The organism is Microbacterium sp. SL62 (assembly GCF_026672635.1).
Lineage (GTDB): Bacteria > Actinomycetota > Actinomycetes > Actinomycetales > Microbacteriaceae > Microbacterium > Microbacterium testaceum_A.
The window spans coordinates 726,928-752,732 of sequence record NZ_JAPPRM010000001.1 but is presented as its reverse complement, the minus strand read 5'-3'; the positions used below and the strand labels follow the sequence as shown (position 1 = coordinate 752,732).

The 25,805-nt window shown below is 72.2% G+C and carries 22 protein-coding genes; 11 read left to right on the top strand and 11 right to left on the bottom strand.

Annotated elements, in window-relative coordinates; genetic code table 11:
* Positions 1 to 144: 144 nt before the first annotated feature.
* The 3 genes from OVA26_RS03525 (at position 145) to OVA26_RS03515 (ending at position 3,660) form a co-directional block, all read left to right on the top strand.
* Positions 145 to 1,476 carry an FAD-binding oxidoreductase gene (locus tag OVA26_RS03525; protein WP_268103013.1) on the top strand — a complete coding sequence of 444 codons (1,332 nt, stop codon included), beginning with the start codon at positions 145 to 147 and terminating at the stop codon, positions 1,474 to 1,476.
* Entirely contained in the window at positions 1,473 to 2,252 is a 780-nt protein-coding gene (locus OVA26_RS03520; protein WP_268103012.1) for a creatininase family protein, read from the top strand. The genes OVA26_RS03525 and OVA26_RS03520 overlap by 4 nt, the downstream gene beginning before the upstream one ends.
* Before the next feature lie 193 nt (positions 2,253 to 2,445).
* Complete coding sequence (locus tag OVA26_RS03515) at positions 2,446 to 3,660, top strand: MFS transporter (protein ID WP_268103011.1); 1,215 nt, start codon at positions 2,446 to 2,448, stop codon at positions 3,658 to 3,660.
* Positions 3,661 to 3,675: 15 nt separating this feature from the next.
* Here the strand turns inward: OVA26_RS03515 and OVA26_RS03510 are convergent, their stop codons facing one another.
* From OVA26_RS03510 to OVA26_RS03500, 3 genes are all read right to left on the bottom strand, one after another.
* The gene (locus OVA26_RS03510; protein ID WP_268103010.1) at positions 3,676 to 4,470 is read right to left on the bottom strand and encodes an alpha/beta fold hydrolase; all 795 of its coding nucleotides are present in this window, start codon (positions 4,468 to 4,470) and stop codon (positions 3,676 to 3,678) included.
* 218 nt (positions 4,471 to 4,688) lie between these two features.
* Positions 4,689 to 6,065, bottom strand: coding sequence for an amidohydrolase family protein (locus OVA26_RS03505; protein WP_268103009.1), 1,377 nt, complete (start codon positions 6,063 to 6,065; stop codon positions 4,689 to 4,691).
* A gap of 166 nt (positions 6,066 to 6,231) precedes the next feature.
* Complete coding sequence (locus tag OVA26_RS03500) at positions 6,232 to 7,176, bottom strand: alpha/beta hydrolase (RefSeq protein ID WP_268103008.1); 945 nt, start codon at positions 7,174 to 7,176, stop codon at positions 6,232 to 6,234.
* Positions 7,177 to 7,349: 173 nt separating this feature from the next.
* On the opposite strand from OVA26_RS03500, the gene OVA26_RS03495 reads away from it, so the two are divergent.
* On the top strand, positions 7,350 to 8,057 hold the full coding sequence (locus tag OVA26_RS03495) for an SDR family NAD(P)-dependent oxidoreductase (protein ID WP_268103007.1): 708 nt from the start codon (positions 7,350 to 7,352) through the stop codon (positions 8,055 to 8,057).
* Between the two features lie 146 nt (positions 8,058 to 8,203).
* On the opposite strand, the gene OVA26_RS03490 is transcribed toward OVA26_RS03495, so the two are convergent.
* A complete protein-coding gene (locus tag OVA26_RS03490; protein ID WP_268103006.1) occupies positions 8,204 to 9,226 on the bottom strand; it encodes a methylenetetrahydrofolate reductase C-terminal domain-containing protein in 1,023 nt (340 codons plus the stop codon).
* A 109-nt stretch (positions 9,227 to 9,335) separates the two neighbouring features.
* On the opposite strand from OVA26_RS03490, the gene OVA26_RS03485 reads away from it, so the two are divergent.
* Genes OVA26_RS03485 through OVA26_RS03470 form a run of 4 tightly spaced genes read left to right on the top strand, consistent with a single transcriptional unit; the run spans position 9,336 to position 14,030 of the window.
* Positions 9,336 to 9,950, top strand: coding sequence for a pyridoxine/pyridoxamine 5'-phosphate oxidase (locus OVA26_RS03485; protein WP_268103005.1), 615 nt, complete (start codon positions 9,336 to 9,338; stop codon positions 9,948 to 9,950).
* A 3-nt stretch (positions 9,951 to 9,953) separates the two neighbouring features.
* Complete coding sequence (locus OVA26_RS03480) at positions 9,954 to 10,787, top strand: FAD binding domain-containing protein (RefSeq protein ID WP_268103004.1); 834 nt, start codon at positions 9,954 to 9,956, stop codon at positions 10,785 to 10,787.
* Positions 10,784 to 13,663 carry a molybdopterin-dependent oxidoreductase gene (locus OVA26_RS03475; RefSeq protein WP_268103003.1) on the top strand — a complete coding sequence of 960 codons (2,880 nt, stop codon included), beginning with the start codon at positions 10,784 to 10,786 and terminating at the stop codon, positions 13,661 to 13,663. The genes OVA26_RS03480 and OVA26_RS03475 overlap by 4 nt, the downstream gene beginning before the upstream one ends.
* 10 nt (positions 13,664 to 13,673) lie before the next feature.
* Complete coding sequence (locus OVA26_RS03470) at positions 13,674 to 14,030, top strand: DUF6188 family protein (RefSeq protein ID WP_268103002.1); 357 nt, start codon at positions 13,674 to 13,676, stop codon at positions 14,028 to 14,030.
* A gap of 225 nt (positions 14,031 to 14,255) precedes the next feature.
* On the opposite strand, the gene OVA26_RS03465 is transcribed toward OVA26_RS03470, so the two are convergent.
* The 7 genes from OVA26_RS03465 to OVA26_RS03435 all read right to left on the bottom strand — a co-directional run bounded on the left by OVA26_RS03465 (position 14,256) and on the right by OVA26_RS03435 (position 23,772).
* Complete coding sequence (locus OVA26_RS03465; protein ID WP_268103001.1) at positions 14,256 to 15,539, bottom strand: allantoate amidohydrolase; 1,284 nt, start codon at positions 15,537 to 15,539, stop codon at positions 14,256 to 14,258.
* Positions 15,540 to 15,597: 58 nt separating this feature from the next.
* Positions 15,598 to 16,830: a pyridoxal-phosphate-dependent aminotransferase family protein gene (locus tag OVA26_RS03460; RefSeq protein WP_268103000.1), complete on the bottom strand. Its 1,233-nt coding sequence runs from the start codon at positions 16,828 to 16,830 to the stop codon at positions 15,598 to 15,600.
* Entirely contained in the window at positions 16,830 to 18,572 is a 1,743-nt protein-coding gene (locus OVA26_RS03455) for an AtzH-like domain-containing protein (RefSeq protein ID WP_268102999.1), read from the bottom strand. The genes OVA26_RS03460 and OVA26_RS03455 overlap by 1 nt, the downstream gene beginning before the upstream one ends.
* Before the next feature lie 160 nt (positions 18,573 to 18,732).
* Positions 18,733 to 19,962 carry an acetamidase/formamidase family protein gene (locus tag OVA26_RS03450; RefSeq protein ID WP_268102998.1) on the bottom strand — a complete coding sequence of 410 codons (1,230 nt, stop codon included), beginning with the start codon at positions 19,960 to 19,962 and terminating at the stop codon, positions 18,733 to 18,735.
* Positions 19,963 to 19,964: 2 nt separating this feature from the next.
* On the bottom strand, positions 19,965 to 21,299 hold the full coding sequence (allB, locus tag OVA26_RS03445) for an allantoinase AllB (RefSeq protein ID WP_268102997.1): 1,335 nt from the start codon (positions 21,297 to 21,299) through the stop codon (positions 19,965 to 19,967).
* Positions 21,300 to 21,349: 50 nt separating this feature from the next.
* A complete protein-coding gene (locus OVA26_RS03440) occupies positions 21,350 to 22,120 on the bottom strand; it encodes an aspartate/glutamate racemase family protein (protein WP_268102996.1) in 771 nt (256 codons plus the stop codon).
* Positions 22,117 to 23,772 carry an NCS1 family nucleobase:cation symporter-1 gene (locus OVA26_RS03435; protein WP_268102995.1) on the bottom strand — a complete coding sequence of 552 codons (1,656 nt, stop codon included), beginning with the start codon at positions 23,770 to 23,772 and terminating at the stop codon, positions 22,117 to 22,119. The genes OVA26_RS03440 and OVA26_RS03435 overlap by 4 nt, the downstream gene beginning before the upstream one ends.
* A gap of 159 nt (positions 23,773 to 23,931) precedes the next feature.
* Here OVA26_RS03435 and OVA26_RS03430 point away from each other — a divergent pair, with 159 nt between their 5' ends.
* The 3 genes from OVA26_RS03430 (at position 23,932) to uraH (ending at position 25,797) form a co-directional block, all read left to right on the top strand.
* Positions 23,932 to 24,543, top strand: coding sequence for a helix-turn-helix domain-containing protein (locus OVA26_RS03430; protein WP_268102994.1), 612 nt, complete (start codon positions 23,932 to 23,934; stop codon positions 24,541 to 24,543).
* A 409-nt stretch (positions 24,544 to 24,952) separates the two neighbouring features.
* Positions 24,953 to 25,480, top strand: a complete 528-nt coding sequence (gene uraD / locus OVA26_RS03425; protein WP_268102993.1) for a 2-oxo-4-hydroxy-4-carboxy-5-ureidoimidazoline decarboxylase — start codon at positions 24,953 to 24,955, stop codon at positions 25,478 to 25,480.
* Positions 25,477 to 25,797 carry a hydroxyisourate hydrolase gene (uraH, locus tag OVA26_RS03420; protein ID WP_268102992.1) on the top strand — a complete coding sequence of 107 codons (321 nt, stop codon included), beginning with the start codon at positions 25,477 to 25,479 and terminating at the stop codon, positions 25,795 to 25,797. Before uraD ends, uraH begins: the two co-directional genes overlap by 4 nt.
* Positions 25,798 to 25,805: the final 8 nt, after the last annotated feature.

Here is a 25,805-nt window from a genome sequence, read left to right as displayed (position 1 = left end):
GGACACAACGCAGGAGATCCGCTGCCCCGCGCCGACTGACACGCGAAATCGGGCCAGCCGGTCGGAGCACTCCTGCGTTGTGCACCGCTGCTCGGCGCCCCCAGCGGCACCCACCCCCGCCCGTTCCACCCGGAGACACACCCCATGAGCGACACCGCCACCCGCGTCCTCTCCCTCGAGGACGAACTGCTCGACCTGCTCGGCCCCGCCGCCGTCAGCACCGAACCGCGCGTGCGTGAACGCGCCAGCGTCGACGGTTCGCCGATGTCGCCGATCATCGCCGCGAAGCTCCCGCTGGGTCTGGCCGACCTCGTCGTCTTCGCCGCGGATGCCGAGCAGATCGCCACGGCCGTCGCCGCGGCATCCCGTCACGGTGTTCCGATCACGGTGCGCGGCAAGGGCACCGGCAACTACGGACAGGGCATTCCGATGCAGGGCGGCCTCGTCATCGACACCACGCGGGCCAAGGCGATCGTCGAGGTCGGCGACGGCTTCATCACCGCCGAGGCCGGCACCCCCATGGTCATGCTCGAGCAGGCCGCGTGGGCGAGCGGCCAGGCGCTGTGGATGTATCCCTCGACCGCGCAGTCGACGATCGGCGGGTTCCTCTCCGGCGGATCCGGGGGCACCGGATCGATCGAGCACGGCTCGAACGACCGCGGTTTCGTCGCCGCCCTCGACGTCGTCCACGCCGACGGCAGCGCCGAGATCCTCCACGTCGAGGGCGACGAGGCCCAGAAGTACGTGCACAACTACGGCACCGCGGGCGTGATCGTGCGCGCGACCGTGCGCCTCGAACCGTTGCGCGAGTGGCGGGGACTCTGGGCGAGCTTCCCCGACTTCGCCGGGACCCTCTCCGTCGTGCAGACGATCGGCAACCTCACCCCCACCCCGCGCCTGGTTTCGGGCGACGGCGTCGAGATCTCGGCGGCCCTCCCCTCCGACGAGGCGATCCCCGAGGGGCGCTCGAGCCTGCGCGCGATCATCGACGCCTCGCTCATCGACGAGGTCACCGCGGTCATCGAGGGTGCGGGCGGCCGCGTCGAAGCGGTGCGGGAGGGCCCGCAGGCGAGCATCCGCCTGTCGATGCTCAGCTACAACCACCCGATCGAGTGGTACCAGAAGAGCCAGGCGCACGAGGTGTTCCACCTCGAGGTCGCGGGCGCCCCGCTGGCCGACGACATCGAAGCCGTCGAGTCGGTGTTCGCGGGCGGCAAGCTCCACATCGAGTCGACGAAGGCGTTCCCCATCGGCATGCTCGCCGCGCCCTACGTGAGCGAAGAGGACGTGTACCGCGGCATCACCGCGCTCAACGCGATCGGCGTCGGCGTGCACAACCCGCACCAGTGGAACGTCGACTTCAACGTCGAGCAGACCGCCGAGACCGCCGCCGTCACCGACCCGAACGGCCTGTTGAACCCCGGAAAGCTCAACCCCGACTACACCGGAGCGCGCAAGGGAGCGATCATCTCATGACCCGTCTGCTGGCCGAACTGAGCGGCCCCGCGGCCGCCGAGGCCCTCACCGAGACCTCCATCCTCGTGCTGCCCACCGGCGCGATCGAGCACCACGGCCCGCACCTGCCCCTCGCGACCGACGCGATCGTCGCCGAGGCCTCCGCTACCGTCGCGGTCGCGCGCGCCGCCGCGCTGGGCCTCGACGTGTGGCAGCTGCCGACCCTGTCGATCACGAAGTCCGACGAGCACTCGTGGGCGCCGGGAACCCTGTGGCTCACCCCCGAGACGATGATGCAGACGATCGTCGACATCGGCCGGTCGCTCTTGACCACCCGGGCCCGCACGCTGGTGTTCCTCAACGGCCACGGCGGAAACGTCGCCCTGCTCAACGTCGCCAACCGCGAGCTGCGTCGCCGCTTCGGCCTGCGGACGTTCTTCATGCCCGCCGCCCGCGTGCCCTCGTTCGACGGCACCGACGGCGGACCCGACGAGCACGGCACCGGCATCCACGCCGGACACGGCGAGACGAGCATGATCATGCACCTGCGGCCCGAGCTCGTGGATGCCACGACGTTCGAGGCCACCGTGCCTGCCCACATCGGCGACTTCCGCCACATCGGCTTCAACGGCAAACCGGTGACCTTCGGGTGGCTGTCGAACGACTTCGGTCCCACCGGCGTGCTCGGCGACCCGACCGGAGCGAACGCCGCGCACGGCGCGCAGCTGTTCGAGGACAGCGTGTCGTTCGTCGTCGAGGCGCTCGAGGAGATCAGCCGATTCGACTACACCGCGTGAGAGCCGAGACAGGGGCTCCCGCTGTAACCGGGCTCGGAGGACGAACGCTCGACGAGCGGGTCATACCGGCGATCCCGGCACAACGCAGGAAGTTCGCTCCTTCACCACCGCCGGCGCGCCGGGCCCCGCGGCTCAGCGGCGACGGACATCGGATGCTCCTGCGTTGTGCCGGCGACCGGCGGGCGGTGCGCGCGTGAGCGTCGCCGCCGAGACGGGCCAGGGCGTCCGCGCCTACGGCCGGGTGCTGCGCCTGCCCGGGGCCCGCAGCTTCGTCGCCGCCGGCATCCTCGCGCGCTTCCCCCGGGCGACGCTGTCGCTCGGCATCATCCTGCTCGTGTCGGCCGCGACCGGCAGCTTCGCCTCGGCCGGGCTGGTCGTCGCGCCCCTCGTCGGGGGCATGGCTATCGCTGCGCCCCTGTGGTCGTCGCGCATGGACCGCCATGGCCAGGCGCGCGTGATCCCGGTGTCTCTCGCGTGCCTCGTGCTCGCGGCATCCGGACTGCTCGCCCTCGTGCTCACGGGTGCACCGTTCTGGACGTGGCTCGTGGCCGCGTTCGTCACGGGGGCGGCGACCCCCGACCTCACCTCGGCCGTCCGCGCGCGGTGGACCGTGCTGGCACCGCCGGCGCAGCGCACCCCCGCTCTGGCTCTCGAGACGATCGCCGACCAGATGGTGTTCATCTCGGGGCCGCCCGCCATCACCGCGGTGGCCGCTGCCCTCGACCCCGCGGTGGCGGTCCTCGGCTCGCTCGGGCTCGGAGTGATCGGCGGCGTGTGGCTCGCATCGCAGCGCGCGACGCAGCCCGCTCCGACACCGCGCCGGCCGCGCCGAGGCCTCGTCCTGCCTCCCGCCGGGGTGATCCCCATCGCGGTGGCCTGCATCGCCTTCGGCGGAGTGTTCGGCGCCTTCGACGTGAGCCTCGTCGGCTGGGCCGAGCTGAGCGAGCGGCCGTGGCTCGCGGGCCCGGCGTTCAGCGCCTTGGCCGTGGCCATCGCGATCGGCTCGGTCATCACCGGAGCGCGGACGTGGAAGCTCTCCCCCGCCGCGCGATACATCCTCTTCGCCGTGCTCGCCTGCGCGGTCGCCCTCGCCCTACCGTTCGCGCAGGGGTCCGCTCCCCTCCTGTTCGGGGTGATCCTCATCCTCGGGCTCGCGCTGTCGCCGGTGATGGTGTCGGGCATCCTGGTGGCATCCGCCCGCGCCCCCGAGGGGCGCGTAACCGAGACCCTCGCCTACCCGACCGCGGCGATGTCACTCGGCGTGCCGATCGGCGGAGTGATCGCCGGAGCCGCCTTGGACTCCACCGGCCCCGCGGCAGCTCTCGTCACCATCGCGGTCTCGCTGGCGTGCGCGGCGGCGATCGCCGCGGTCGGCGAAGCGCTGCTTCGGATCACGCGGCGTCGCTGACGTCTCGCGCGTCGGTCAACGGGAGAGCGCTGCACCCAGGTGGCGCAGCACCGAGATGTGACCGTCGTCGGCGTGCAGGTCGAGCGTCGCGTGCGGGAGGGCGGCCTTGAGCATCCGAGCGTGAGCGGGAGGGATGACGCGATCGCACTCGCCCTGGACGAGCAGAACGGATGCCGACACCTCGCCGAGCGCGAAACCCCAGGGGCGGGTGAAGGCGAGGTCGTCGTCGATGAGCCCCTCGGGTCCGTCGGCTCCGGCCGCGCCGGCGTCGGCTCCGAGAGACGCCCACTCGCCCTCGAGCGCCGCGAAGTCGGCATCCGTGAACTGCTCGGGATCGAACTCGTCGGTCTCGGCGAAGCGGCGACGTGACACTTCTCCGTCGACGGCCGACCGCAGCCCGCCCGGCGCCTGCATTCCTGTGAACCAGGCGTCGTCGCCGGTGAACGGCGCGGGGCTCGCGAAGGTCACGACGCTGCGGACCAGCTCCGGCATCTCCGCCGCGCACGCGAGAGCGTGAGGCCCGCCGCCAGAGGCGCCGACCGAGACGACGGATGCCGCGCCAAGGGCGTCGAGCACCGCAACGAGCCCCGCGGCGACGTCCGCGACGGTGCGGCCCGGCTGTCGCGGCGACCCGGCGTAGGCGGGGCGGGCGACGGAGACCACGGCGAGACCGTGGGCATCGGCCGCACTCTGGACCGGAGCAAGGATCGCCCCGGTCTGCGGCGACCCGTGGTGCCACAACAGCACGTCGCGCCCCGCGACCTCGTCGACGGAGGTGTGGACGTCGAGTTCCGCGATGCGTCTGCGCATGCCTTCACGCTGTCATGGAGTCCCGTCGCGCGCGAGGGCGGGCCGGGATAGCGGGCGCTCTCGAGTCCGTGAGCGTCCAAGAAACCCGGATGATCGCGGCATCCCGTCCGGGTGTTTTGGACACTCAATAGGGATGGGGCCGCGCAGGTTGAGCGTCCGGGAGACGCCACCCCGGCGCGCGGGACGCGGAGTGGACGCTCAGCAGGAAAGACGCGGGGTCAGAGGATGACGCCGAACTCCTCGGCCAACGCCGGGAGCTCCTCGTGCAGCACGCGCGAGGCCTCGACCGCGAGCGGGTTCGTCGAGACGCCCCGGTCGTTTACGAGCTCTCCGCCGACGTAGACCTGCTGCAGATTGCGCAGGCCGCACGCGAGCACGTAGCTGCGCACGGGGTTCCACAGCGGTCCGATGTCGGGCGTGCGCGGGTCGACGACCATGAAGTCGGCGAACTTGCCCACCTCGAGGCTGCCGACGCGGTCGTCGACGCCCATGATCTCGGCCCCGCCGAGGGTATGGAGGCGCAGGACGCGCTCGGGCATCATCGACAGCGGGTCGTGGGTGCGGGCGCGCTGCATGAACATGCCCATGCGCATGTTCTGCCACGGGTCGGCGACGTCGGTGCAGGCCTGGTCGTCGAGGCCCATGCCGACCTTCATGCCCTGCTCGAGCATCTCGGGCACGTGGGCGATGCCCGACGCCAGACGCCCGTTCGACGCGGGCTGCCACGACATGGATGCGCCGCCGGCGGCGGCATCCGCGATGATCTCGGGCGTCGTCTGGATGAAGTGGCCGAACATCATGCCGGGGCGCAGGGCGCCGGCGTTCTTGTACAGCTGGAACTTCGTCTGCTGGTGCTCGATCGCCTCGTACGTCTCGAGGAAGTGCGCCTGGTTGGTGACGCCGAAGCGGTCCATGACCGCGACCTCGATCTCGGCGGCATCCGGACGCGTCGACCACTGCACCTGGCCCATGATCGAGGCCCCGAGGGCGATGTCGGGATCCATCGCGAGCACGTGATCGAGCGAGGCCTCGAAGCGCGCGAAGATCTCTTCGTCGGTACCGACGGTGGCATCGAGGGCGATCGAGTCGACGAAGCGGAGCCCCGCGTCATGGCATCCATCGGCCTGTCGGGTGTGCCAGGCGTGATCGCGCAGGATGCCGCCGCCGTCGGAGCGCTTGCCCTCGACCATCGGCTCCCAGGGCAGGAGCGGGTCGGTGAAGTTGTACGCCGTCGTCACACCGTTGGCGAGGAAGTCGAGCGAGCCGTGCAGCGTCGCCCAATAGATCTGGTCGGGCGAGGCGTTGTTGAGCACGCTGAACATCGACGTGCACCAGCCGTAGAGCGTCTGGTCGACGCCGAGTCCGCGCGACCCGCTCGTGAAGAGGTGGCTGTGACTCGACACGAAGCCGGGGGCGACGAACTTGCCGTCGACGTCGAGGGTCTCGTCGGCGGTCAGGCCCGGATCGGGGTCGCCCGCGCCGATCGCGGCGATGCGGCCGTCGCGGACGAGCATGTATCCGCGCTCGATGTAGCCGGGGTCGTCGGTGCCCGCGGGGACCGTGATGAGACGTGCGTTCGTGACCAGGAGCGACATGTTGATGACGGTAACAATGGCGTGTTTCCGCGGTGTTCCGGGCGTGGGGCCAGTTGTTTGCGGGGCGGCGGGGGCGTATCCATGTCCCAAAAATGGTCACCTGCACGGGTCGCAGACCGCACAAAGTGGGACATGACCCCACCGAAAGTGGGACGAGGTCAGGCCCTCACGCGAACGCCGCGCGCACGGCCGGCGCGATCTGCGCGAGCACCTCGTCGCGCGCGGGCGTCGAGGGGAAGACCAGGAAGAGGTGCGGCACGCCCTCGCGGCGCACGAAGGTCGTCGGAACGTCCGAGGCCGTGAGGCGATCGGCGTACTCCTCCGCTTCGTCCGACAGCGGATCCACCGCCGCGGCGACGATCACGGCGGGGGCCGACCCCGCCACCTCGGGGGCGCGCAGCGGCGCCGCCTCGAGGGGCACCGCGGCCGCGGCATCCGGAACGTAGAGACCCCAGTACCACTCCATTCCGCGCGCGGTCAGCGGCAGGTCGTCGGTGTGCGCGCGATAGCTGGGGCGTGACGGATCGGGGGCGTCGAGCACCGGGCAGAGCAGAACCTGACACCGGATGCCGGGAGCCCGGCCGTCCCGCGCGCGCAGCGCGAGCGCGGCGGCGAGGTTGCCGCCCGCGCTGTGCCCGGCGACACCGAGCAGCGACGGGTCGATGAGCCCGTCGGCACCCGACGCGGCGAAGCGCAGCGCGCGGTCGAGGTCGTCGAGACCCGCCGGGAAGGGGTGCTCGGGCGCGAGGCGGTAGTCGACGCTGAGCACCTGGGTACCGGTGGCGAGAGCGAGGGCACGGCACAGAGCGTCGTTGTTGTCGAGGTTCCCGGCGACCCACCCGCCGCCGTGGGCGAACACGAGGGTTCCCCGGTGCCCGGCGCGCGGGCGGTACAGACGCAGGCCCCGGCCCGCGGCATCCAGGTCGATCGACTCGAGGGTCTCGTCGTCGGGCATTCGGACCCACGACGGGTTCGCGCGCAGCTCGGCGATCCGCGCGGCGTCGTCGCCCTCGGCATCCGTCGCCCCCGAGGGGATCGTGCCGGCCCGCGCCGCGAGTCGTTCGAGGTGCGCGCGCACGGCGGGGTCGGTGATGGCGGGGTGAACGGGCACGTCTCTCCTGGGGCTTCGGGCCGGCGATGAGCCGAGCGTACGACCCCGGATGCCGCCGACCCGGCGCGACCGCAGAAGCGTTACGCCGCGGAAACACGGGCGTCTCCGGAGGGTGCACCCGCCGGGCGTACGGTGCCGCCGAGGGCGACCCGACGCCCCACGGAAGGAGCCTCATGTCTCAGCGCGTGATCGTCACGGGCGGGTCCGGCGGCATCGGCGCCGCCATCGTCGAGCGGTTCGTCTCGGACGGCGCCCGGGTCGCGGTGCTCGATCGTCGTGCTCCCGCCGGGGATACGGCATCCCTCTTCTTCTCCGTCGACCTGCGCGACCCGCTCGACACGCGCCGCGCGGCCGGAGAGGCGATCGAGGCACTCGGGGGCGTCGACGTGCTCGTGAATTGCGCGGGGGTGTTCCAGCACGTCTCGCTGCTCGACATCTCGGTCGACGACTGGGATCTCGTGCTCGACATCAACGCGCGCGCGACGCTCGTGACGATGCAGGCCGTCGCCCCGGTCATGCTCGAGGCGCGCGCGGGCTCGATCGTCAACATCGCCAGCATGGCCGCCAAGCAGGGCGGCGGCGGCGAGGGCCACTACGCCGCGTCGAAGGCCGCTGTCGTCGCGCTCACGCGCGCGGGGGCGCAGGAATGGGGATGCCACGGTGTCCGCGTCAACGCCGTGTGCCCCGGGTACGTGCTCACCGACATGGGCGCCGACACCCGATCCGAGGACGACGTGCGCACGTGGAGCGCGAAGTCGCCGCTCGGGCGACTGGGCGCGCCGGAGGACGTGGCGGGGGTGACGCACTTCCTCGCGTCGCCCGCGGGCGGCTACCTGACCGGTCAGGCGATCAACGTCACCGGCGGGATGATCATGCACTGAGGCGCGCACGGTGATCCACCCGGGGCGCGCGAAACTCCTGAGAAACGCCGGCCGCGCCGGCTCGAGCCGCGGGGACTCGGCGCGCCGAGGCACCCGAACGGCGGAAGCTCAGGAGTACGGCCCGCTCGAGACCCACGGCCGGACCGTCACCGCAGGCGCCGCGCCACCTCGGCGAGCGCCTCGGCGTACGAGTCTTCGGCACCGTCGCGCCCGCCCGAGAGGTTGACGCCGACGACCCCGGGCAGCGCGAGCATCTCCTCTGCGAGAGCGACGGCGAGGGCGATCCCCTCGGCCCGTGGGTCTCGCGCCCCGCGCACGCGCTCGAGGAAACCCTCGGGCAGCACCAGGGTGGTGAACGACTCGAGCAGGTCGGCCGAGGCGTGGTCGACGACGACGGGGACACATGGGATGAACCGGACGACGTCGCCCACCTCGTCGATGAACCGGCGCACGGGCTCGGCACCCCCGGCGTGGTTCACGAAGCAGACGTCGGCCCCGGCCCGCACCTTCTCGCGCAGGCGCGCGGCGCGGCGGTCGACCGGCGGCGCCGCCGGTGAGGCGGCGACCGAGACGACGTGGCCGGCGGCGCGGGCGAGGGCTGTGGCCTCGGTCGAGTCCAGGTCGAAGACGGGCGCGGCGTCGGGGCGGTGACCGGTGCGCGTGTGGTCACCGGTGACGCAGTGCACGCCCGCCACCCCCTCGACCGCGAGAGCGGCGAGCTCCCCCTCGATCGCGACACGGTTGCGGTCGCGCATGTTCAGGCCGGTCCACACGCGCAGCCCTCGCCGCTGCAGCAGGTGTGCGCGGTACGAGGGAGGGAACTGGACCCGCGCGCTTCCCGCGTCGCCGGCGAGGACGGCATCCACTTCTCCGGCGAGGATCTCCGCGCACGTGTCGATCGACGAGACGCTGAGGGCGCGCGCGGGCAGGTCCGCCACCACCCAGGGCCGGGTGTCGAGGGCCGCGAGGGTCTGCGCTGCCGCGGTCGTCCGCGGCGACGGCGCCGGAACCGCCGCACGGTCGACCCCCGCCCACGGCACGGTCGGTCGGTGCAGGAACGCGCAGCGGCGCGTCGCGTCGATCTCGCACGACCCGTCGAAGCCGACCCCGCCGCAGGGTCCGTACTCCATCCGTTTGGGGCAGGCGTCGATCAGCGGCAGCGGGGTCATGACCGGAGTGTAGAAAGCGCGTGTTTCAGCGAATGTTCATGACGGCAACATCGCCGAAACGCGCCGTCCCTACGCTCGGCCCTACCCGCTGCAGCCCCCGGAGGTGGCCATGATCACGGCCGGCACCACGTTCGGTTCCGACGTCGCCGACATCGACGTGCTCGTCGACGACCCGCTCGCGCTGATGCAACGCTGGCTCCCTCCCCACGACGGCGAACTGCGGCCCCTCGCGGCCCTGTCGACCATCGGGCTGGACGGCATCCCCTCGCTCCGTCACGTGCTCATCAGCGACAGGGATGCCGCGGGCCTCACGTTCCACACCGATTCGGCCAGCGCGAAGGTTGCCGAGATCGCCGCGAACCCGGTCGCCGCGATGGCGGTGGCGTGGCCCGAGATCGGTCGACAGCTCGTCGTGCGCGGGATCGTGGAGCGGGTGAGCGCCGCCGAGGCTGCGGCCGTCTATCGCGAACGGTCCCGTTATCTGCAGCTGCTCGCGTGGCTGAACACGCACGAGAACGCCCACCTTCCGCTCGACGCGCGGCACCACCTGTGGGCGGAGTTCTCCGACGCCCACCCCGCGCTCGACCCGCCCGAGCGGTGGGTCGGGTTCCGGCTGCGTCCGGTGACACTGACGTTCTGGCGCGGCGACCCGATCGGGCAGAGCACGCGCCAGCACTACACGCTCGCCGACGGCCGCTGGTCGGGCCGGATCCTGGCGGGCTGAGTCGTGGACATCACCACCGTCACCTCGTACCGCGCCGCGCGGACGCGCTCCGACCTGGCGCTCGCGCCCGGTGAGGTCGTCATCGCCGGCGGCACCTGGATCATGAGCGAGCCGCAGCCCGGCACCACCGGCTTCGTCGACCTGACCACGCTCGGGTGGCCCGACCTCGAGATCACCGACGAGGGCCTGCGGATCGGCGCCACCTGCACGATCGCGCGCCTGCTCGCGTGGGTCGAGACCGAGGCTCCGCCCGCGTGGACCTCGCTCGCTCTCGCCCGCCCCTCGGCCGACGCCCTGCTCGCGTCGTTCAAGATCTGGAACACCGCCACCGTCGGCGGCAACGTCTGCCAGGCCTTCGCGGCCGGCGCGATGATCGCCCTGCTGTCGACCCTGGATGCCACGGCCCTGGTGTGGACGCCCGATGGCGGCGAACGGCGCATCGCGGTCGCGGAGCTCGTCATCGACAACGCCGCGACCTCCCTCGCGCCCGGCGAGGTCGTGCGCGCCCTCGACATTCCCGCGCGGGCCCTGGAGGCGCGGGTCGGGCTGCAGAAGATCGCCCTGGCCGAACTCGGCCGCTCCGGCGCCGTGGTCACGGCCCGGGTCGACCCCGACGGCACCGCGGTGTTCGTCGTGACGGCCGCGGTGCGTCGGCCCCGCGTGCTGCGCTTTCCGCACGTGCCGGGGGCGGGAGAGCTGCGGGATGCCGTGGCCGCCGCTAGCGACTTCTACACCGACCCGCTCGGAAGCGCCGACTGGCGTCGGGGTGTGAGTGTCGTGCTCGCGGAGCGCCTGCGGGCGCGCTTCGTCCGGGAACTGCAGGAAGGCGCGGCGTGAGGTTCGAGGTCAACGGAACCGCCGTCGAGGCCGACCCCCGCCCCGGTCAGAGTGCGCGCACGCTGCTGCGCGAGGCGGGCCACGCCGAGGTGAAGAAGGGGTGCGACGCGGGCGACTGCGGCGCGTGCTCGGTGCTGCTCGACGGCACGCCGACGCACTCGTGCCTCATCCCCGCGATGCGGCTCGAGGGCCGTGCGATCACGACCGCCGCGGGTCTCGCTCCCGGCGACGACCTCCACCCCGTGCAGGAAGCCCTCGCGACCGGCTTCGGCTTCCAGTGCGGGTTCTGCACGCCCGGCATGAGCGTGACGGCCTCGACCCTGACCCCCGACGACCTCGGCGACCTCGACCGGCGTATGAAGGGCAACCTCTGCCGGTGCACGGGATACCGCCCGATCCGCGAGGCGATCCGGGCGTCGGTGCGGGGGCCCGTGCGTGAGACCGGGTCGGCAGCGCCGGCCGCGGCCTCCGCCGGCTGCGGCGGTGCCTGCGCGGGGCACGACACACCCCCTGCAGATCCGTCCCTCACGGCTGCCTCGACGCCCACGCCTGCCGATCTGCAGGAGGTGTGCACACCGACCGGGGCGGCGGCATCCGTCACCGGCCGCGTCGGCACCTCCGCCATCCCCGAGGCCGCACGGCGCATCGTCCAGGGTCGTGAACCGTTCACCTTCGACGAGCCCGTGCCCGGCGGCCCGCCGCTCATCCTGCGGGTCGTGACGTCGCCGCATGCCCACGCCCGAGTCGCGTCGATCGACACCGCGGCCGCGCGGGCGGTACCGGGCGTCGTCGCCGTGTTCACCCACGACGATGTGCCCGACGTGCGCTATTCGACCGGCCGCCACGAGCACCGCACCGACGACCCCGACGACACGCGCATGCTGGACGACGTCGTACGTCACGTCGGTCAGCGGGTCGCCGCGGTCGTCGCCGAGACGGCTGAGGCGGCGGATGCCGGATGTCGTGCCGTGCAGGTCGAGTACGACGTGCTGCCCGCGGTGTTCGATCCCGAAGAGGCGCGCCGGCCCGGAGCCCCGCTGCTGCACCCCGACCGCACGCCCGACGAACGCGTGATGGACGCCGGCCGCAACGTCGTGGCGGGCTTCCACGTCGGCCACGGCGGCGACATCGACGCGGCCCTCGCCGCGAGCCACACCACGATCACGGGCGAGTGGAGCTCGTCGCGCGTGACCCACGCGGCGCTCGAGACGCACGGCGCCGTCGGCTGGATCGATGAGGGCGGTCGCCTCGTGATCCGCTCGTCGACGCAAGTGCCCTTCCTCGTGCGCAACGAGCTCGCGCACGTGTTCGACCTCGAACGAGATCGCGTGCGGGTGTACGCGGCCCGCGTGGGCGGCGGCTTCGGCGGCAAGCAGGAACTCTTCACCGAAGACCTCACCGCGCTCGCGGTGCTGCGCCTCGGCCGGCCCGTCGCCTACGAGTTCTCGCGCACCGACCAGTTCGTCCGGGCTTCTCTGCGGCATCCGATGCGCGTCCGCACGACGCTGGGGGCGGATGCCGACGGCACCCTCACCGCGATGAAGCTCGACGTGTTGAGCGACACCGGCGCCTACGGCAACCACGCGATCGGCGTGCTGTTCCACTCGTGCGCCGAGTCGACGACGCTGTACCGCGTGCCGACGAAGTGGATCGACGCCGAGGCGGTCTATACGAACAACCCGCCCTCTGGGGCGTTCCGCGGATACGGGCTCGGGCAGGTGGTCTTCGCCGTCGAGTCGGCGATGGACGCCCTCGCGCAGGAACTCGACATCGACCCCTTCGACTTGCGCCGCATCAACGCCGTGCGCGAGGGCGACTCCCTGCACCCCGACGACGGCGAGGAGCCCCACGAGGAAGACCTGATCTGGGGCAGCTACGGCCTCGACCAGTGCCTCGACCTCGCGCAGGACGCGCTGCGGCGCGGCAACGACGCCGAGGCCCCGGCGGGCTGGCTCGTCGGAGAGGGCATGGCTGCCGCGATGATCGCGACCATGGCGCCGCGCGGGCACATCGCCCACACCAGCGCGACGCTTCGGCCCGACGGCACGTACCTCCTGCGCGTCGGCACCGCCGAGTTCGGCAACGGCACCGCGACCGTGCACCGCCAGATCGCGGCGACGGTCCTCGACGCCACCCCCGACCGTCTCGAGCTGTGGGCCGCCGACACCGACGCGGTGCGCCACGACACCGGAGCCTTCGCCTCGGCGGGGACGGTCGTCGCCGGCAAGGCGCTGTACGGCGCCTGCCTCTCGCTGAAGCGCCGCATGATCGCCATCGCCGCCGAGCTGTCGCGGGCGGATGCCGCGGGGGCCGAGGTCACGGCATCCGGAATCTCGTTCGCGGGCGAGACCGTGACGTGGGCGCGCATCGTCGAGGCCGGGGGCGCCGACGGCCTCACCGCCGATGGGGCGGAGTTCGGCGAGGTCCGCTCGCTCGCGTTCAACGTGCACGCGGTGCGCGTGGCCGTCGACCCCGAGACGGGGACGGTGAAGGTGCTGCAGTCGGTCCAGTCGGCCGACGCGGGCGTCGTCATCAACCCCGCCCAGTGCCGCGGCCAGATCGAGGGCGGCGCCGCGCAGGCGCTCGGCGGTGCGCTGTACGAAGAGGTGTACCTCGAGGACGGCGTCGTGCAGAACCCGGTGTTCCGCACGTACCGCGTGCCACAGTTCGCCGACGTTCCCGACACCGAGGTGTACTTCGCCGAGACCGACGACACCCTCGGACCCTTCGGCGCCAAGTCGATGAGCGAGTCGCCGTACAACCCGGTGGGCGCGGCGATCGGCAACGCCGTCTCGCGCGCCCTCGGCCGCCGCGGGTACGAGCTGCCGTTCTCGCGCGACCGCGTGTGGAGGCTCGCCGGCGGGGGTGCCGCGTAGGCTGACCGCCGTGTACGGGATCACCGCGGGCGAGACGTTCGGCTTCTTCGAGGGACGGCGCCTGGATGCCGTGACCTACGGCCGCTACAAGGTGTCGCTGTTCTTCGACGAGGGCGTGGGTCTCGACGTCGAGGGGGTGCTCGCCGTGACCGTCACGGGAGGCGACGAGAGATCGGCCGAAGATGCCCGCGACCTCGCCGCGCCGCTCCTCGATCTGCTCTCGCTGACCGTGACGGCGGTGCGAGTCGACGCGCCCTCGAGCCTCGCGCTGGAGTTCGAGAACGGCACGGTCGTCCGCGCGATCGACGACCTCGGCCCGTACGAGTGCTTCGACGTGCACCACGGCGAGCACATCTGGATCATGTGAGGCGCGGCCCGGGCGGCGCCGGTTCGCCGCTGTCACGGTCGCGGTTCGGGCGGTGCGTCAGCCCCTGACCGTTCGTGGCCCCGGGGTCACGAAGCTCGCCCCGGGGCCACGACCGACGCCCCACCTCCGACCGCGCCCGCGCGCACCGCGCCCCGGGGCCACGACCGGCGCCCCGAGACGCCGCGCACCGGGCGGCGGCGTCAGCGTCAACTCCGCGCCCGCGCCTCAGCGCGGCTCAGCGCCCAGGTGCAGCACGGCCTCGGCCAGGGCGCGGATGCCCGCGGCCACATCCGCCCCCGCGACGGCCTCGGCGGGGTGGTGGCTGATGCCGTCGGGGTTGCGCAGGAACAGCATGCCGACGTCGGTGATGGCGCCGATCGCCATGGCGTCGTGTCCGGCGCGGCTGAAGAGCGTGGGGGCGTCGCCGCCGATGCCCGCGCGGACGACGTCCTGCAGCAGCGGAGCGCAGAACACGGCGGGCGCGCTGTGAACCTCGCGAGCGTGCCAGCGCAGGCTCCGGCGCCCCATGATCGCGTCGAGCTCGCGTGAGATCTCGTCCCACACGTGGTCGCGCGTGGCGTCGAACTCCCCGCGCAGGTCGAGCGAGAGGTGCGCCTCGCCGGGCACGACGTTGACCGCGCCGGGGAAGGCCTCGAGCTGACCGACGGTGCCGACGATGTGGTGCTCGCCGCGACAGATGCGCTCGACCGCGAGCGCCGCCTCGCTCGCCCCGAGCAGGGCGTCGCGCCGCATGTCGTAGGGCGTGCCGCCCGCGTGCCGCGCCTCACCCTCGACGACGAGCTGGAACCGCCGCGCCGACGCGATCGACGACACCGCGGCGAGAGCCTGTCCGCTGCGGTGCAGCTCGGGCCCCTGCTCGATGTGCGCCTCGAGATACGCCACGAGCTGGTCGGGCCGACGGGCGGCCTCGCCCACGCGGCCCGGGTCGAGCCCGAAGTCGCGGAAGGCTTCGCGCAGGGTGAGCCCGTCGGCATCCGTCAGATCCCACCACGCGGGATCCCACTGACCGGCCACGGCCGACGAGCCCAGCAGGGCCTTGCCGAACCGCGTGCCCTCCTCATCGCTGAAGGCGATGACCTCGAGGGCGAAGGGGAAGGGGCTGAATGCCGTGCCCTCATCGTCGACGCGGCGCAGCAGCCGCACGACCTCGAGCGCCATCAGCACCCCGACGATGCCGTCGAAGCGTCCCGCGTCGGGCACCGTGTCGAGGTGCGAGCCGAGCAGCAGGGCGGGAGCATCGGGCATCCCGGCCGGAGCGAGGCGCCCGACCTGATTGCCCGCGGCGTCTTGCCGGGTGGTCATGCCGAGCTCGCGCATCCATTCGGCCGCCAGGCGGTTCACCCGCGCGTGCTCGGGCGAGAGGTAGACGCGGGTGATCGAGCCGGGCGTCGAGGTGACGCGCGCGAGCTCTTCGCAGCGACCCATCACGCGGCGCGCCGCCGAGGCGATGCGCTCCTCCGAGACCTGGAGGCGAGTGGATGCCGTCACGCGCGGGCCCCGCCGCCGCCGCAACCCGTCGCAGGGCCGCGCCCGGCGCCGGTCGCCCTCACGCCCTCGCCCCCGCGTACACGCCCTGCGCGGCCTCGACCCCGCCGCCGGACGCGACCGCGGCACCGTGGCGGCGCAGCACCGCCTCGAGGGCGGCGAGGGTGGTGACCACCGCGTCTTTCCGCGCGTTGTAGCCCATCGTGCCGATGCGCCACACGCGGCCGTGCAGCGGTCCGAACGACGTGCCGATCTCGATGCCGAAGTCGCTCAGCAGCTCGCTGCGCACGGCGTCGCCCACGACGGCATCCGGAATCTCCACCGCCACCACGTTCGTCATCTTGTGCGCGATATCGCCGAACACGGTCAGGCCGAGGCCCTCGACCCCCGCGAGCATCGCGTCGCCGTGCAGCCGGTGACGCGCGATGACCTCGTCGCGACCCTCGAGCAGCAGCACTCGGGCGCACTCGCGCGCGCCGTAGAGCATGGTCGTCGCCTCGGTGTGGTGGTTGAGGCGGCGAGGCCCCCAGTAGTCGAGGATCATCGCGAGGTCGAAGTAGTTCGAGCGGATGAAGTCGGATGCCGAGGCGTCGCCCTCTTCGCGGATCCCGGCCTCGACGCGGGCGCGCGAACGCACCACCTCGACGGCGCGGTCCGAGAGGCTCAGCGGCGCGGATCCCGACGGCCCGCCGAGGCATTTCTGCAGGCCGGCGGTCGCGGCATCCAGTCCCCAGGCGTCCATCTCGAAGGGGTTTCCGCCGAGAGAGGCGGTGGCGTCGGTGTAGAACAGGGCGCCGTGCGCGCGGCAGATCTCGCCGATCTCCTCCAGCGGCTGGAGCATCGTGGTCGAGGTGTCGCCCTGCACGCACGCGACGAGGTGCGGCTTCACCCGCTCGATCGCCTCGCGGATCGTCGACACCGGGAACACCTGTCCCCACGGCACCTCGATCGTGTGCACCTCGGCGAGCGCGCGCTCGGCGATCTCGGCCAGCAAGTGGCCGAAGCGGCCGAACACCGGCACGAGCACCCGATCGCCCGGGCGGATAAGCGAGACCATTGCGGCCTCGATGCCCGCGCGCGAGGTGCCGTCGATCAGCAGGGTCGCGTCGTTCTCGGTGCCCCAGACCTGGCGGTACAGCTCTTGCGTCTCGGTCATGGTCGCCGTCATGAACGGGTCGTACTGGCCGACCAGCGGGGCGCCCATGGCGCGCAGGACGCTCGGGTAGGCCGAGATGGGGCCGGGGCCCATCAGCAGGCGCGCGGGCGGGTCGATCGGGCCGGGGAGGTGGGACATCAGGACTCCGTGGTGCGGGGGCGGGTGGATGCGAGCGCGGCGAAGCGCCGAGCCAGACGGACGAGGGCGATGTCGGTGCCGGCGCGCGAGACGAGGCAGACGCCGACCGGGGCGCCGCCGACCCGCAGCAGCGGGACCGACACCGCGGGGAGCCCGCCGATCGCCGCGGGTGCCGTCATGCGCAGGGTCGCGGCGCGCACGGCATCCACGTCTGCCGTGCGCTGGGGAGCGGGACCGGGCACGGTCGGGAAGATCATCACGGCGCCGTCGACGAGTTCGGCGAGATGAGCGGCGATCGGCTCAAGGTGTTCGCGCGCGGCGGCTTCGTCGGTCGCCGTGATGCGCGAGGCGATCTCGAAGCGCTCCGCCACGGCCGGGCCGACGGCGCCGGGGTGCGCCCGCAGCCATTCCCCGTCGTTGCGCCACGCCTCGGCGCCCTGCACCGTGCGGAACGCCGTGAACGCGGCATCCAGGTCTCCGCTCGACACGGCCCGGAAGGGCGGCGGATCATCGGATGCCGCGAGAGCCGCGAGCAGTCGGCTGAATGCCTCACGGGTCGCCGGTTCCACGCAGTCGAGCACCTCTTCGGGCACGACGAAGCGCCACGGCAGGTCGTCTCCCGAGGCGCCGTAGACGTTCTCGGTGGACGTCGAGCCGTCGTAGCTGAGGCACCAATCCGCGACGCGTTGCAGGGTCTCGCCGTCGCGCGTGAGCCAGCCGATCGTGTCGAAGGACTGCGCGAGCGGCAGCATGCCCTGCCGCGGTACGAGGTCGTGGGTCGTGCGCAGGCCCCAGAGACCCTGGTACGACGCCGGCACGCGGATGGAACCGGCGGTGTCGGTGGCGAGCCCGATGTCGGCGTGGCCGAGGGCGACGGCCGAGGCGGGTCCGCTCGATGACCCGCCGGGGAGGGCGCCCACCACCGCACCGTTGGGCGGGGTGCCGTAGTGCACGTTGTCGCCGGCGATCGAGTAGGCGAACTCGTCGGTCCGCGCGATGCCGCGCAGTGACGCTCCCGCGCGCAGCAGGTCGGCGACGGCCGGGGCCGTGGCCTTCTCGGGCCGCGCCTCTTCGAGGTAGGTCGGATTGCCCGCGCCGACGCGGAACCCAGCGATCGCGAACAGGTCCTTCACGGCGACGGTGAGCCCTGCCAGCGGCCCCTCCCACGATCCCTGCAGGAACGGGTCGCCGACGCTGCGCCAGATGGTGCGGTCGAGCGGGGCTGTGCGCGGGGCGACGTGGGCGGCGGTGATGAGCCACCGACCGTCGAGGCGTTGCCACACCTGCGTCTGCAGGCCGCGGCCTCCGCCGTGGAAGCGCGAGACCGACATGAGCAGGGCGGCATCCGGCGAGAGCGGCCGGTAGTGCACCTCGGCGATGTCGCGCGGGGGCACGCCTCCGCGCAGCGAGCGGAACCCGCTGATCGCGTCGTGCCCGACGAGCAGTCCCGCCGGGTCGCCGCGCAGGGTGTCGGGCCCGGGCGCGAAGAAGGCGTCGAGCGCGTCGAGGTCGTTCGCGACGATGGCCCGCTCGTAGGCGTCGAACGCCGCGCGCAGGTCGGCGGGGATCGCCGGGGCGTCCGTCGGCGCCGCGGTGGCGGGCGTGGGCACCGCGGGGGCCGGCATAGCGGGCTCGGGCATTGCGGGCTCGGGAGTTGCGGGCTCGGGCGTCGCCCCCGTGGCATCCGTCATGATCGGCGCCCCTCTCCGCGCTGCGCTGAGCGTCCAAGACACGCGGACCATCCGAGAAATCGTCCGCGTGTTGTGGACACTCGACGGGGAGGGGTCCCCTCGGGAGCGAGCGGCGCACTCGAGGCGTCGGCATCGACGGCCAGACCGAAATCGAAGGCCAGTCCGGCGTCGGCGGCCTCGGCACGGGCCAGTGCGGCGGCGAGGACGGGGCTCATGCGGCGTCTCCTTCTTCGTGCGTCGCCGAACCGTCGACGAGCTCGGGTTCCGCGGCAGCGTCGGGGGCGGATGCCAGCGGCACGGGCTCCATGGCTGCGATCCCCGCGAAGTCGGCCTCGCGGATGCGCGCGTGCACCCCCGAGACGATGTCGACGACCTGCGAGATGTCGAAGTCCGTCGCGGCGGATAGATAGGCGTAAGCGAGGTGCTCGTCCATGCCCCAGCGCCCATTCAGCAGCGCCAGCGACGAGCGCACGCACGCGCGCATCGCGGCGTCGAGGTCGGGGTCCATCCCGGTCGGCACGAGGTAGTCGGGGGTCCGCACCAACGGGCCGGTGACCTCACCGAATGCGGCGCGAGCGGCGTCGGCGGGGATGACCTCGAACCGCAGGGTCGCTCGCAGCGATGCCTCGAGCGCGGTGAGCGCGACCTCGCCGTCGCCCTGGGCGAAGTGCGGGTCGCCGATGTAGGCGAGCGCCCCCTCGACCTGCACGGGGAGGAAGAGGGTCGCGCCCTCGATGAGAAGGTTGATGTCGATGTTGCCGCCGTGGGGGCCCGGCGGGACGGAGTGCGGACGCTCGTCGCCGGCGACGGCCACCCCCATCGTGCCGAGGAACGGCGCGAGCGGGAACGACACCACGGCATCCCCTCCCTCGACGAGGGGAAGCGTGCCGTGCAGGATGCCGTCGCGCTCGGCGACCGCGGCGAACACGCTGACGTTGTGCTCGCCTCGGGGCAGCTCGCCGACCAGGGCGCCCTTGCCGTGGCGGTTCGAGATCACGCCGTACGGCACACGCGGCACGAGGGTCTCGACCGTGATCTTGAGCAGGTCGCCGGGGTGCGCTCCGCGCACGTGCACGGGTCCGACAACCACGTGGGGGCCGTCGGCGAAGGGGTCTCGGGGGGCGGATGCCGCGATTTCGACCGCATCCTCGAGCACCTGCTCGGCGGGCACGCCGTGGTCCGCGAAGAACGCGCGCGGATCCTTGCCCTGGTCGTCGAGGATGCCCTCGTGACTCACGGTGTCGAAGGTGACGCTCTCGCCCGAGGAGATCTCGATCGCGGGGGTGTCGGCCGCGCACGGGAGGCGCCCCCACAGGACGGTGTCGAGGGTCGCGGCGACGTAGCGATCCCCGGGGATCGGCCCGGCGTGGGGCTGCAGGATCGGGAACGGGCGGGTGTCGGCCCCTTCGATGGGCTCAGGAACCTCGACGGGCTCGACCACGCTCACGCCTCCACCACCGCTGTCGCGCGCAGCAGCTCTCGACCCTCGCGCTCGGTGACCGGGGCTCCGCGTCGGTAGACGGATTCTCCGCGGAGCCACGTCTCGCGGACGACGCCGGTGAGGGTCTGCCCGTGCCACGGCGACACGGGGTTGCGATACTCCAGGGCCGCAGCATCCACCGTGAACTGCTCGTCGGGGGCAAAGGCCACCAGGTGCGCGGGGGCCCCCACCTCGATCACACCCAGCCCCTCGAGACCCGCGACGCGAGCGGGGCCGGTCGTCATCAGGGGCAGCAGCGACTCGAACGCGAGGCCCCGCTCGCGGGCCGTGGAGTGGATCGCCGAGAGACCGGTCTGCAGCCCCGCGATTCCGCCCCACGCGAGACCGAAGTCGGGGTCGCCCTTCAACTCGACGGTCGCGGGCGAGTGGTCGCTGACGATCGCATCGATCGTGCCGTCGACGACCCCGGCCCACAGCAGGTCGCGATTGTCTCCCCCGCGGATCGGCGGGCAGCACTTGAACGCCCCCGCGCCATCGGGCACCGCCGAGGCGTCGAGCGTGAGGTAGTGGGGGCACGTCTCGACCGTGAGGCGCACGCCCTCGGCCTTGGCGGCGCGCACCGCGTCGAGCGCTCCCCCGTCGGACACGTGGACGATGTGCGCCCGAGCGCCCGTGCGGCGAGCCGTATCGATGACCCGTTCGATCGCGGCACGCTCGCTCAGCGGCGGACGACTGGCCTCGAAGTCGCGGTAGCGCGGGCCGAGCGCGCCGTCGGCGTGCAGATGGGCCGGGTCTTCGGCATGGACGATGAGCAGTCCGTCGAACGCCGCGAGCTCGGCGAGGCATCGCTTCAGATGCTCGGCGTCGAGGTGGCCGAACTCGTCGATCCCGCTCGGCGACAGGAAGCACTTGAACCCCACGACCCCGGCGTCAGCGAGCTCTCGCAGCGATCCGAGGTTCTCGGGCACCGCGCCGCCCCAGTAGGCGACGTCGACGGCGAGCTTTCCCACGGCGGCCCGGCGCTTGGCATCCAGAGCCTCGACGCTCGTCGTGACCGGGAGGCTGTTCAGGGGCATGTCGACGACGGTCGTCACGCCCCCCGCGGCCGCCGCGGCCGTGCCCGTGGCGAAGCCCTCCCACTCGGTGCGGCCGGGCTCGTCGAGGTGCACGTGCGAGTCCACGAGGCCCGGAAGCAGCACCGCGTCGGCGGGGAGCACCGTGTCGGCCGAGGCGTCGAAGGGCTCGAGCGCGGCGATCACCCCCTCCTCGATGACGACCGTGGCGGGAGCGAAGGCCCCGTCGATGTAGACGCGGCGGGCGGCGATCCGGGTGGTCATGGCGTCACGGTAGGACGCTCGCGTTTCGCGAATGTAACCGTCATCAACATTCATGCGAACACCTCGGCGCCGCGAGCTACGTCGTCGCGGTGGAGGGCGTGACCGGCGGCCGCGGCCGCGAAGTCCCGCGGCGGCCGCGCGTACTCGTCGCGTTTGCTCGTGCCCAGGCCCATTCTCACCATCCCGGATGCCATGCCCACCGCGGCCGCGACCCCGTCGACGACCGGCACCCCGACGCGTGCCGTGAGCTCGGCGCACAGGTCGGCCATGCCCGCGCAGCCGAGCACGATGACGTCGGCGCCGGACGCTGCGGCATCCGCACTGAGTTCGGCGATGGTGGTGACGGCGGCGGATGCCGTGTCCTCGAGGTCGAGCACCGGAATGCCCGTCGCCGCGAGCGAGACGCACGCCCGCTCCATGCCGTACCGCGCGACGAGATCGTGCGCCCGCCCGAGCGTGCGGCTGAGCGTCGTGACGACCCCGAAGTGCCGCCCCGACACCGCCGCCAGGTGCATCGCCGCCTCCGCGATCCCGACCACGGGCACCTCGACCAGCTCACGGGCCGCATCGAGCCCCGGGTCGCCGAAGCACGCGATCACGTAGGCATCCGCCGGGTCGGAGCCGTCACGGTCGGCGGCGATCAGCTCGACCACGGCCGCGGCGGCCGCGATCTCGTCGACGTGGCTCTCGATCGCGGCAGCACCGGCAGAAGGGCATACGGCGTCGATGACGACGTCGGGCCCCGCCACCCCCCGGGCGGCGTCCGCGATCTTCGCGGTCATCGCCCGGGAGGTGTTGGGGTTGATGAGCAGGATCCTCACGCGAGCGCCTCGCGCGGGGGTGCGGCCGGGGTCTCGGCATCCCGAGCCTTCTGAGCGAGCACGGGAACCTGCTCGACGACCGGGGCCTCGGCGACCGCGTCGACCGTGCCGTCGGAGATGCCCTCGGTCTCACCATCGAAGGTCGGGACGCGGGGATCGAGACGCTCGAAGAGCAGGAAGAGCACGTAGCCCAGACCGCATCCGATGAACCAGCTGTAGTCGCTGACCCACGAGACGTTGAACAGCCCCAGGTCGGCGAAGAGCTTCGGGAACACGGCGATCAGCACGGTCGGAACCCCCGCGGCGATGACGGCCTTGACCGCGTTCGGGTTGAAGCCGTTGCGGTACCAGTAAGGCCCGGCGGCATCCATCGTGAACATCGCATCGACCTTCACGCGTTGACGGGCCGCGATGTAGTAGCCGGCGATCAGGATGCCGAAAAGCGGGCCGATCAGCGCGCCCAGCACGCCGAGCGAGTAGTGGATGGCGTCGCTGTTGGAGTACCAGTTCCAGGGCATGAGGAAGGTGGAGCCGACGGCGGCGATCATTCCGCCCGCGCGCCACGAGATCTTCTTCGGGGCGACATTGGAGAAGTCGAACGCCGGCGAGATGAAGTTGGCGACGATGTTGATGCCGACGGTGGCCGTGACGAAGGTGAGCCCGCCCAACAGGATGGCGAAGGGCGTGTCGATCTGCTCGACCGTCTTGATCGGGTCGGTGATGAGGGATCCGAACACGGGGACCGTGGCCGAGGCGGTGATGACGGTGAGCAGCGAGAAGAAGACGAAGTTGATCGGCAGGCCCCAGAGGTTGCCCTTCTTGACCGCGGCGAAGCTCTTGCCGTAGCGGGCGAAGTCGCCGAAGTTCAGCATCGGTCCCGAGAAGTACGACACGACCAGGGCGATCGCGGCGAACATCACCGGGATCGAGGCCCAGAAGTCGAGCTGCACCGTCGACAGGGTGAACGAGATGTTCTGGATACCGGCCTGAGACACGAGGTACACGGCGAGCACGATCATGACGAGGTAGACGGCGGGGCCGGCCCAGTCGATGAAGCGGCGGATGACCTCCATGCCGTTCCAGAAGAGCAGGAACTGCGCGGTCCACAGGATGGCGTACGAGATCCAGCCCAGCGCCGATAGCCCGGCGAACGACACGTCGAGGAGAGCTGCGGAACCCGGGATGAACTTGAGGAACACGATGTTCAGCGACTCGGCCGCGAGGAAGGTCTGCACCCCGTACCAGGCGATCGCGATGAGCCCGCGGATGATCGCGGGGATGTTCGCGCCTCGGATGCCGAAGACCACGCGGTTGATGACAGGGAAGGGCACGCCCGTCTTCTGGCTCGGCTTGGCGACCATGTTGGCGAAGACCTGCACGATGACGATGCCGGCGATCAGCGCCACGAGCACCTGCCACGACTGCAGGCCCAGAGCGAAGAGCGATCCGGCCGTGACGTAGCCGCCGACGGAGTGCACGTCGCTCATCCAGAACGCGAAGATGTTGTAGCTCGACCACTTCTGCTTCCGCAGGGGAGCCAGGTCTTCGTTGGCGAGACGGTCGTCGTAGTGCGGCTTCATGTTGCCGCCCCCGTGCGGGTGGCCGGCGGCCTCCACGAGATCGTGGGGACCGGTGAGCGGGGTGGAAGTCATGTCATTCCTCTCAGGACGATGGATGCCACGACGTGGAGTCCGCGGCCGGAGTGGAGCTCTGATGTGAAGTTATGGGTTCACGCAACGTCGCTGGTTTCGCTCGTGTAACGAGCGTGTGAAGTCGCTCCTTCACGCTTTCCGCCTCCCTAGACTCGGGACATGTCGCAGCCGCCCGTCACCGAAGCCACCGCCGTCGAGCCGGGGTCGGTCGGGGTCGGAGCTCGCATCCGCGACCTGCGCCAGGCGCGCGGCATCTCCGCCCGGGCGCTCGCGAAATCGCTCGGCATCTCCCCCAGCGCCGTGTCGCAGATCGAGCGCGGAGTGATGCAACCGAGCGTCTCGCGCCTGATCGCCATCACCGACGCCCTGGGCGTCCCGCTCGTGGCGGCCTTCGACCCGGCATCCGACCGTCCGATCGAACCCGTCGGGCCCTCGGGCTTCACGCTGCAGCGCGCCGGGCAATCGCCCGACATCGTGCTCGACAGCGGGGTGTCGTTCCGCCGGCTCACCCCCGGTACCTCTCCCGGCGTCGACTACTTCGAGTCGATCTACCCGCCCGGGGCCTCGGCCCACGGCGCCGACGGGCTGTTCCACCACGAGGGCTACGAGGTCGGCACGGTCGTCGCGGGCGAGCTCACGATCGACTTCGAGGCCGAGCGGGTGATCCTGCGGGCGGGCGACGCGATCAGCTACCCCTGCTCGGTGCCCCACCGCCTGCACAACACGGGCGAGGCGGATGCCGTCGCGCACTGGCTGATCGTGCACGCCTGACGCGCAGCGGTTCCGCGCGATCGGCGGACACGACGCAGGAGCTCTGTGCGCAATCGGCTTGCTCGCGCCTCTTCCGGCGCCAGCGCCGGGATGTCTCCTGCGTTGTGTCCTCCGCCGGTGGCGGAAGTGGTGGCGGGACACCCCGCTGCGCGCCCGGCCCAGCTCGGCCCTCCCGCGCGTGGCCGAAGCGGCCCGGACACCGCGCAGGACAAAAGCGGCTCCGCTCGGCGTCGCCCCCGTCACCCCGTCCGCGCCGCCCCACAGGCGCGGGGTTCTCCTGCGTTGTGTCGCAGATCCCGTCGGCAGTCGAGCCCGGCGCCGAAACCGGCGCCGCCGAATGTTCCCCACAGCAACACCGCCGACACATCCCGCCACAGCCCCGTAACGCGGTGCGCTTAGCCTGACCGGCATGCACCTGTACGACTTCAACGCGGCCTCGACGGCGGATTCTGGGGCGGTCGCCCGCGTGTGGGCCGACGTCCCCGGCTGGGTCGACGCGGTCGTCGCCGGCCGGCCCTACGCCGACGTCGACGCCCTCGCCGCGTACGCGGGAGACCTCGCCTCGGCCTGGTCGCCGGACGACCTCGAGGCCGCCCTGCACGCGCACCCGCGCATCGGGGCGAAGGTCGCGGGCGACGGCGCCGAGGCTGCGGCATCCCGTCGTGAGCAGGGATCGATGGCCTCCGCCGCGGACGACGACGTGGCGGCCATCGCGGCCGGCAACGCCGCCTACGAGGAGCGGTTCGGCCGCGTCTTCCTCATCCGCGCGGCGGGCCGCACACCCGGCGAGATGCGCGCCGAGCTCGAACGGCGCCTGTCGAACGACCCCGACAGCGAGACCATCGAGGCCACCCGCCAGCTCGCCGAGATCGCGCTGCTGCGCCTGCGTACGACCTTCGCCGACGACGCTCCCGCCGAACCGGAGGCCGCGGAATGACGCACCTCACCACCCACGTCCTGGATGCCACGGCCGGCGCGCCCGCGGCCGGGGTCACCGTGACACTGGCCCATCTCGACGGCGCGACCATCGACTCGGCGGTCACCGATGCCGACGGGCGTCTCGCCCTCGGACCCGATCTGCTCGCCGACGGGGACTACGCCCTGACGTTCGCGACGGGCGCGTACTTCCGGTCTCGCGGGATCGCCTCGTTCCACCCGGTGGCAACGGTCGCTTTCTCCGTCTCGGGCGAGGCGCACCTGCACGTGCCGCTGCTGCTGAGCCCCTTCGCCTATTCGACCTACCGCGGCAGCTGAGGAGCGAC

Coding starts and splice junctions, on each gene's coding strand:
- OVA26_RS03505 (WP_268103009.1), bottom strand. CDS start 6,065: ATGTCGCTCCTGGTCACGAACGCACGTCTCATCACGGTCCCCGCGGGC.
- OVA26_RS03490 (WP_268103006.1), bottom strand. CDS start 9,226: ATGACCCCGCTGCCGCTGATCGACGCCTGCCCCAAACGGATGGAGTAC.
- OVA26_RS03460 (WP_268103000.1), bottom strand. CDS start 16,830: ATGTCCCACCTCCCCGGCCCGATCGACCCGCCCGCGCGCCTGCTGATG.
- allB (WP_268102997.1), bottom strand. CDS start 21,299: ATGACCACCCGGATCGCCGCCCGCCGCGTCTACATCGACGGGGCCTTC.
- uraH (WP_268102992.1), top strand. CDS start 25,477: ATGACGCACCTCACCACCCACGTCCTGGATGCCACGGCCGGCGCGCCC.
- OVA26_RS03510 (WP_268103010.1), bottom strand. CDS start 4,470: ATGCGCAGACGCATCGCGGAACTCGACGTCCACACCTCCGTCGACGAG.
- uraD (WP_268102993.1), top strand. CDS start 24,953: ATGCACCTGTACGACTTCAACGCGGCCTCGACGGCGGATTCTGGGGCG.
- OVA26_RS03435 (WP_268102995.1), bottom strand. CDS start 23,772: ATGACTTCCACCCCGCTCACCGGTCCCCACGATCTCGTGGAGGCCGCC.
- OVA26_RS03525 (WP_268103013.1), top strand. CDS start 145: ATGAGCGACACCGCCACCCGCGTCCTCTCCCTCGAGGACGAACTGCTC.
- OVA26_RS03455 (WP_268102999.1), bottom strand. CDS start 18,572: ATGGTCCGCGTGTCTTGGACGCTCAGCGCAGCGCGGAGAGGGGCGCCG.
- OVA26_RS03520 (WP_268103012.1), top strand. CDS start 1,473: ATGACCCGTCTGCTGGCCGAACTGAGCGGCCCCGCGGCCGCCGAGGCC.
- OVA26_RS03430 (WP_268102994.1), top strand. CDS start 23,932: ATGTCGCAGCCGCCCGTCACCGAAGCCACCGCCGTCGAGCCGGGGTCG.
- OVA26_RS03485 (WP_268103005.1), top strand. CDS start 9,336: ATGATCACGGCCGGCACCACGTTCGGTTCCGACGTCGCCGACATCGAC.
- OVA26_RS03495 (WP_268103007.1), top strand. CDS start 7,350: ATGTCTCAGCGCGTGATCGTCACGGGCGGGTCCGGCGGCATCGGCGCC.